A 6,776-nucleotide genomic window follows, 5' to 3' on the forward strand; every position below is an offset into this window, starting at 1 on the left:
TTCGTCAAGTTCATTTTTTGGAAATAATTATTATTAGGTAGAATCACAAGGTATACAATAATCGTTATTAAATAACGAGACAAAACCTGTAAACCAATTAAGAAAAATGATACCGTCCTACCCACCCGTCACTAGCGAGCAAATGGAATGATTGGGTGATAACTGATAAAATCGACCAGAAATAAAAAAAGACCTAGAATCCCTTTTAAAAAGAATTCTAGGCTCTTAAACTGTATGACCTGTGAGGGATTTGAACCCCCGACCCCTTCCCTGTCAAGGAAGTGCTCTCCCGCTGAGCTAACAAGTCGCAATATGTATAAGTAATATTATAAGTATTATCTCAACAAAGTCAATAGAAAATAAGAAAGACTCTAATCGATAATCTATGGTTCTGTTTGAATAACGGAACATGAAGCCTATTCAACACTTGTCAATTTTTAAGTATAAACTTTGTTCCAAGAAATCTTTAATCTCCGAATTTACTAGCACTCAATCATTCTCGATCCCTCTGCTTGGGAGAGTTCACTAACCATTTTTCCTAAAAGAACAAAGTCCCTTCTCTAACTCTTAGAAATTACTTGCTTAAAGAACGTGTGTTCGTATATAATAACATCAAATAGTAAGTGAGGTGATTTTTTATGTTAAAGCTTCTAAAAAAAGCAAAAGAAGAAAATAGACCAATCGAATTTATTTATTTCTCTCCATCTAGTAACACATGTACTAAACGAAAAGTAAAGGTGTTAAGTCTAAATTCTACACATTTAAAAGGTTACTGCTATTTACGAAATAGTCTTCGTACATTCTCTCTTGATCAAATCCTTGCCATTCAACCTGCAAACACTCCTTCTATTAAACGTAAAAATCCCTTTTCTGCATAACAAAAAACACGTAGAAAGTACTGAGCTTTCTACGTGTCCCTACTATATTTATGCCTGTTGTACCTCTCCGTCCGTTCCTTTACGTGTAAAGTATTGGTAGGCAAGAAGTGCAATAAACATTCCTAGACCAATAAGGTCTGAATATCCTTCAGGATAGATTAATAATAAACCTGTTGCTACACTTACTAATCGCTCAACAGCATTTAATTTGCGATACCAGAACCCAATCATTCCTGCACCAATGGAAATCATACCCGTAACAGCAGTGAAAATAACCCAGATAAGTTCTGTCGCGTTTGTATCAATCATCAGAAGTTCAGGACTTAATACAAACATATACGGAATAATAAAGGCCGCAATCGCTAACTTAGCGGAATTTAACCCCGTTCGTATTGGCTCTCCTCCAGAAACACCCGCGGCGGCAAATGCAGCAAGCGCAACCGGTGGTGTAATGTCTGCGATTATTCCGAAGTAGAACACAAATAAATGTGCAGCAAGGGCTGGTGCTCCTAATAGGATAATGGCTGGAGCAGCAATCGTCGACGTAATTACATAGTTAGCGGTAGTCGGTGACCCCATTCCAAGAATGATGGATGCGATCATGGTGAAGAACAATGTTAACAATAGCATGGTTGTCTCATTATTAGCTAATGCTCCCGCTAAATCAACTAATCCGTTAGCCATTGTTAAACCAAGGCCCGTTTTCGTTACAACACCTACGATAATCCCAGCACAGGCCGTAGCAGCCGCTACTGATAAAGCTGTTCGAGCACCGTCAACTAATGCATCTACTGCTTTACGCAAGTTAATACGTGTTTCTTTTCTAATCGCACTCACTACAATGGTAGAAACAATTGACCAAAGTGCAGCTCTCATGACACTCATTCCACTTACTAACAATATGATAACCGTTAAAATTGGAATCAGCAGGTAGATCTTTTTCAATACCTCTTTACGATTAGGCATTTCATCATCTGTTAGTCCTCGTAATCCGAGTCGTTTTGCTTCAAAGTGAGTCATAATCCATATACCTGTAAAGTATAAAAGAGCAGGAATGGTTGCAGCTTTAGCAATCTCCCAATATGAAATACCTTCAATAAATTCAACCATAAGGAATGCGGCTGCTCCCATGATTGGTGGCATAAGCTGTCCACCAGTAGAAGCGGCTGCCTCTACTCCACCAGCAAATTCTTTTTTGTACCCAAGTTTTTTCATCATTGGAATGGTGAACGAACCTGAGGTTACCACGTTAGCAACAGAACTTCCGCTTATCGTACCTTGTAAGGCAGATGAAAAGATGGCTACTTTAGCGGGTCCCCCCGTTCTTTTTCCTGCTATTGCAACGGCGAGATCATTAAAGTATTGACCAACTCCTGTTTTTACAAGGAATGCTCCAAACAATAAGAACAAGAAGATAAATGTTGCAGATACGTATAGTGGTGTACCTAATATCCCCTCACCTGTAAAGAACATAGTTTTTACAATATCATCCAAATCATAGCCTCTATGTGCAAGGAAACCAGGCATAGAGCGGCCAAAGTACATATAAAGTAAAAAAACGAACGCAATGATCGTAATGGGTAATCCTACCGCACGACGAGTTGCTTCAAGTACTAATAGGATGGCGATCAATCCTACTACAAAATCCATGGTTGTTAAAGAACCTACTCTACTTACAATCGTTTCTTCCATAAGCGGCCAATAAGCCCCTACGACAATAGCTAATAAGGCTAGAATATAGTCATAAAAAGCAATCGTATTTTTCTTTACTCCTTTACGTGCTGGAAATAAGAGAAAAATTAGGGATAAGGCAAATCCCAAATGAATACTTAGTAACAGCTTTCTTGGGATCATTTGCGATATAGAAGCATATAACTGGAAGACGGAGAATGCTAGTAATCCAAAAAAGATCACCCACCTCATAATTCCATCTGTTTTTCTTACTCCTGCCTCTGGGTCAAATTTTTCGAGTAACTCTTGTTGTTCTTGCTCTGATAATCCCTCATGTTTTTTAGACATGGAAGTCCACTCCTCTCCACAATTGCCAAAGTGATAATGTGTCAACTTTGATTTCTACTAGCGTTCCTTCATGATAAATTTCACGAAAGGGAATCGTTTCTTCTTTAATATGCAACAAATGATTGGCTTTAACTTGTCCAATTCTTAAATGAAAAGAAGAAAAAAATCGATTCATATTGCTAATTTCATATTTTCCTTCTTCTGTTATTCTGAAACTTGTTCCTTCGTCACCTTTGGAAGGCATGCCAATAGAGGTGTCTTCGTACACCATCTTAAATAATTCAATTTTATGGTTACGAGCGGCATACCATTCTTCTACTTGGATAGATGGATGGAATGAGTATATTCTATTCTGAATACCTCATTTGGTTGGATGGGTATATAGGTGAAAGATTGTTCTTCGACCGGTGAAATGATTAAGCATTTTGTAAAAGGTATGAAAAATAAAGCTAGGATTAAAATTGAACTACCGATAAACATTCGCTTTACTCTATTTTTCTTCATACAAGCACTCCATCACATAAATAGAAAAGAGAATAGACCATGATGGTCTATTCATATTTTTATAAATTGTTTGTTATTCGACCGTTAAACCTTGTTCTTCAAAATATTTTTTCGCACCAGGGTGAACGGTAATTCCCATTCCATCAAGAGCTGTCTCAACCGTGATTAAGCTACCTTTAGGATGAGCAATAGCATCTGTATTTTCAAAAAGTGCTTTCGTGATATCATAGATTACATCTTCAGAAATATCCTCACGAGTCACTAACATCGCACGTACAGCTACTGTTCCAATTTCATCTTCTAGGTTAGAATAAGTTCCACCCGCAATTGTATCCTCTGCATAATAAGGATATTTTTCGATTAATTCTTGAATTTTAGCTGAATCAATAGCTACCACGTTTACATCTGTAACGGCTGCTAATCCTTCAACGGCTCCAGTCGGTGTACCAGAAGTAATAAAGGCCGCATCAATTGAACCATCTTGAATTCCAGTTGTAGAATCGTCAAATGATAGATCACGTGTGTCAATATCATCAAAAGACATTCCGTGAATTTCAAGAATTTGCTCAGCATTTAAGCGTGTTCCAGAACCAGCTTCACCTACTGATACAACTTTTCCTTTAAGATCTTCAACGCTGTTAATGCCAGAATCTTTTGTTGTAACGATTTGAATCGTTTCAGGATATAGTGTTGCAATACCCATTGCTGTTTCTACTTTATTATCAGTGAACATTTGAGTTCCTTCAGAAGCATAGCTTGCAATATCCGTTTGAGTAAATGCAATTTCTATTTTTCCATCTTTAAGAGTTGCCATGTTTTCAGCAGATGCACCAGAAGTTTCTGCACTAGATTTAATTCCAGTTTCATCTTGAATAATTTTTGCAATGGCTCCACCTAATGGATAATATGTACCACCAGTTCCGCCAGTAGCAATTCCGATAAAGTCTACCTCTTCTCCGCCTTCAGAACCGCCGCCACAAGCAGCAAGTATCATAGAGAATGATAATAACATTGTCGTTAATAACATTAGACTTTTCTTTTTCATACAAGACTCCCCCTTTTTATAATGTTGCAACACACCGTATTCATTTTACCATATAAAACTAAGTTTTTGTCAAGTATTCCTCGCTTACAGTTAGCTGAAACCCTTATTCAATCAGTTAAAACAGATATCACTATAATTAATACAACGTATAAATCGTGAATGATAACTATATATTATGTATAAATTATGCATACCCATACATTTTTCCCTTTTCTTCTGTTAGAAGGCGTCGTAAGATATTATTCTAAAATCACATTACAGGCGAAAAAATATATCTTATGATATGCTAGATGAAAACGCTTATTTATATTTCGGGAGGACATAAAATGACAGGCTCTCAAGGAAAAATTGAAGAAAAAATAATATTTAGTGAATTTTTACAAGAAGAAATCTCCTTTCTAGTATATTTACCGCCGAATTACTCAGATTTATATAAATACGCACTATTAATAGCACAAGACGGAAGAGATTACTTCCAATTAGGAAAATTACCTCGATTAGGTGATGAACTGATTCCAAGTAAAGAAATCGAGAATACCATCATGGTAGGAGTGCCTTATAAAGATGTGAATGACAGGAGGAGAAAATATCATCCTGAAGGAGAGCAAAACTCTGCTTATATCCGATTCATTGCTCAGGAGCTTATTCCATTTTTGGACCGAGAATATCCTACTTATCTAATGGGACAAGGACGTACCTTAGTTGGCGATTCATTGGCTGCAACTGTATCATTGATGACTGCATTACATTATCCTCATTCGATTGGGAAAGTCATTTTGCAATCGCCTTATGTCGATGAGCATGTATTGAATAAAGTTCAACAGCATAAGCAGCCAGAGCTACTAGATGTTTATCATGTCATTGGAACAGAAGAGACCGCTGTTAAAACAACAGATGGTGAAGTGAAAGACTTTTTAAAGCCAAACAGAGAATTACATAAGATGATGGTTGAAAAAGGATATTCATTATTCTATGAGGAATTTAATGGAGAGCATACGTGGAAATATTGGCAGCCAGATTTAAAACGAGCTTTAAAAATGATGCTTTAATAAAATATTATAATATTCAAAAATAATCTGATATAATTTACTAAATGTACATTGAGGAGGATCCATTATGAAGTATGGAATTGTCATTTTCCCATCCAGGCAAATTCAAGATTTCGCAAACTCGTACAGAAAAAGATATGATCCTAATTATGCGTTAATTACTCCGCACGTTACTCTTAAGCCATCATTTGAGGCATCAGAAGATGAGTTAAAAGGACTAACCGAACATTTGCAAGTAGTGAGTCAAAATACGTCTCCATTKTCTCTTCATGCGTATAAGTTTAGTTCATTTAGTCCTGTAAATAACGTGATTTATTTAAAACTTGAGGCTACTGAAAAGTTAGTACGTCTGTATCAAGACTTAAACCAAGACCATATCATTGGTGGAGTACCAGAATACCCATTTGTTCCTCACATAACGGTTGGTCAAGGATTATCCAACGACGAGCATTCAGATGTTTTTGGTTCGCTACAAATGCAGCAAGTAGAGTTCAATGAAACAGTCGACCGTTTCCATTTATTGTATCAGCTTGAGAATGGATCATGGACTGTTTACGAAACGTTTAGATTAGGTAAGGATTGTTAGACATGATATCACAATTAGTAAAAAATGAGCAGCAGCTTCAAGATGCCTATTCTGTTAGAAAAAAAGTATTCGTAGAAGAACAAAAGGTACCTTTAGAATTAGAGTTGGATGAGTTTGAAGAATCCAGTCACCATTTTGTTATATACGAAGGCTCTACTCCCATTGGTGCAGGCCGATTCAGAATACTAGGCAACGTCGGAAAAGTAGAAAGAATCTGTGTCCTTCATAATTTTCGTGGTAGAGGAATTGGTGAATTGATGATGGATTCCATTCATTCTTTTGCCTCTGAACAAGATACGATTCAAACTTTACGCCTTCATGCTCAAGTACAGGCAATTGGATTTTATGAACAGTTAGGGTATAAAATTGTGTCAGACGAGTTTCTTGATGCAGGTATTCCTCATCGAACAATGGAAAAGCCTGTATCCTAATAAAAACGTTGCCTCTTAGGTAGGCAACGTCAGGCTGTCGAGAAAATCTCGACAGCCTTTAATAATGTATAAATATTTTAACAAATCACCGCGTTAATATGTTAAAATAGAGATATATAATATATTGATTGGCGGGGATTAACTATGCTAAAACCAAAGAGAATTACGCAAAATGAATATGATTTTGTTTCATTGATGATATGGTTCCTTCCGACCATCTTCTTCGAAAGATAAAAAAATACATTGAACTTCTCCTTTATTATT

The 6,776-nt window shown here is 36.6% G+C and carries 8 protein-coding genes and 1 tRNA gene; 4 read left to right on the forward strand and 5 right to left on the reverse strand.

The annotated features are described in order from the left end of the window. Positions 1–235: 235 nt before the first annotated feature. Positions 236–307 (reverse strand) — tRNA-Val (locus M44_RS10430). Between the two features lie 331 nt (positions 308–638). Between M44_RS10430 and M44_RS22295 the strand changes: the two genes are divergently transcribed. After that, positions 639–878, forward strand: coding sequence for a WYL domain-containing protein (locus M44_RS22295; RefSeq protein WP_010173378.1), 240 nt, complete (start codon positions 639–641; stop codon positions 876–878). 48 nt (positions 879–926) lie between these two features. Here M44_RS22295 and M44_RS10440 read toward each other — a convergent pair whose 3' ends face one another. The 4 genes from M44_RS10440 to M44_RS10455 form a co-directional block, all read right to left on the reverse strand. Further along, the gene (locus M44_RS10440; protein WP_010173380.1) at positions 927–2,897 is read right to left on the reverse strand and encodes a TRAP transporter permease; all 1,971 of its coding nucleotides are present in this window, start codon (positions 2,895–2,897) and stop codon (positions 927–929) included. After that, entirely contained in the window at positions 2,890–3,168 is a 279-nt protein-coding gene (locus tag M44_RS10445) for a DUF1850 domain-containing protein (protein ID WP_010173382.1), read from the reverse strand. The genes M44_RS10440 and M44_RS10445 overlap by 8 nt, the downstream gene beginning before the upstream one ends. Before the next feature lie 44 nt (positions 3,169–3,212). Further along, positions 3,213–3,401, reverse strand: a complete 189-nt coding sequence (locus tag M44_RS26985; protein WP_155814947.1) for a hypothetical protein — start codon at positions 3,399–3,401, stop codon at positions 3,213–3,215. Positions 3,402–3,474: 73 nt separating this feature from the next. After that, the gene (locus M44_RS10455) at positions 3,475–4,446 is read right to left on the reverse strand and encodes a TAXI family TRAP transporter solute-binding subunit (protein ID WP_010173385.1); all 972 of its coding nucleotides are present in this window, start codon (positions 4,444–4,446) and stop codon (positions 3,475–3,477) included. A gap of 326 nt (positions 4,447–4,772) precedes the next feature. On the opposite strand from M44_RS10455, the gene M44_RS10460 reads away from it, so the two are divergent. From M44_RS10460 to M44_RS10470, 3 genes are all read left to right on the forward strand, one after another. Beyond that, on the forward strand, positions 4,773–5,495 hold the full coding sequence (locus M44_RS10460; protein ID WP_010173387.1) for an alpha/beta hydrolase: 723 nt from the start codon (positions 4,773–4,775) through the stop codon (positions 5,493–5,495). Between the two features lie 67 nt (positions 5,496–5,562). After that, the gene (locus M44_RS10465; RefSeq protein WP_010173389.1) at positions 5,563–6,081 is read left to right on the forward strand and encodes a YjcG family protein; all 519 of its coding nucleotides are present in this window, start codon (positions 5,563–5,565) and stop codon (positions 6,079–6,081) included. A gap of 2 nt (positions 6,082–6,083) precedes the next feature. Continuing rightward, on the forward strand, positions 6,084–6,512 hold the full coding sequence (locus M44_RS10470) for a GNAT family N-acetyltransferase (protein ID WP_010173391.1): 429 nt from the start codon (positions 6,084–6,086) through the stop codon (positions 6,510–6,512). Positions 6,513–6,776 lie beyond the last annotated feature (264 nt).

It is taken from the genome of Bacillus coahuilensis m4-4, from assembly GCF_000171615.1.
Classification (GTDB): Bacteria; Bacillota; Bacilli; order Bacillales; family Bacillaceae_K; genus Bacillus_T; species Bacillus_T coahuilensis.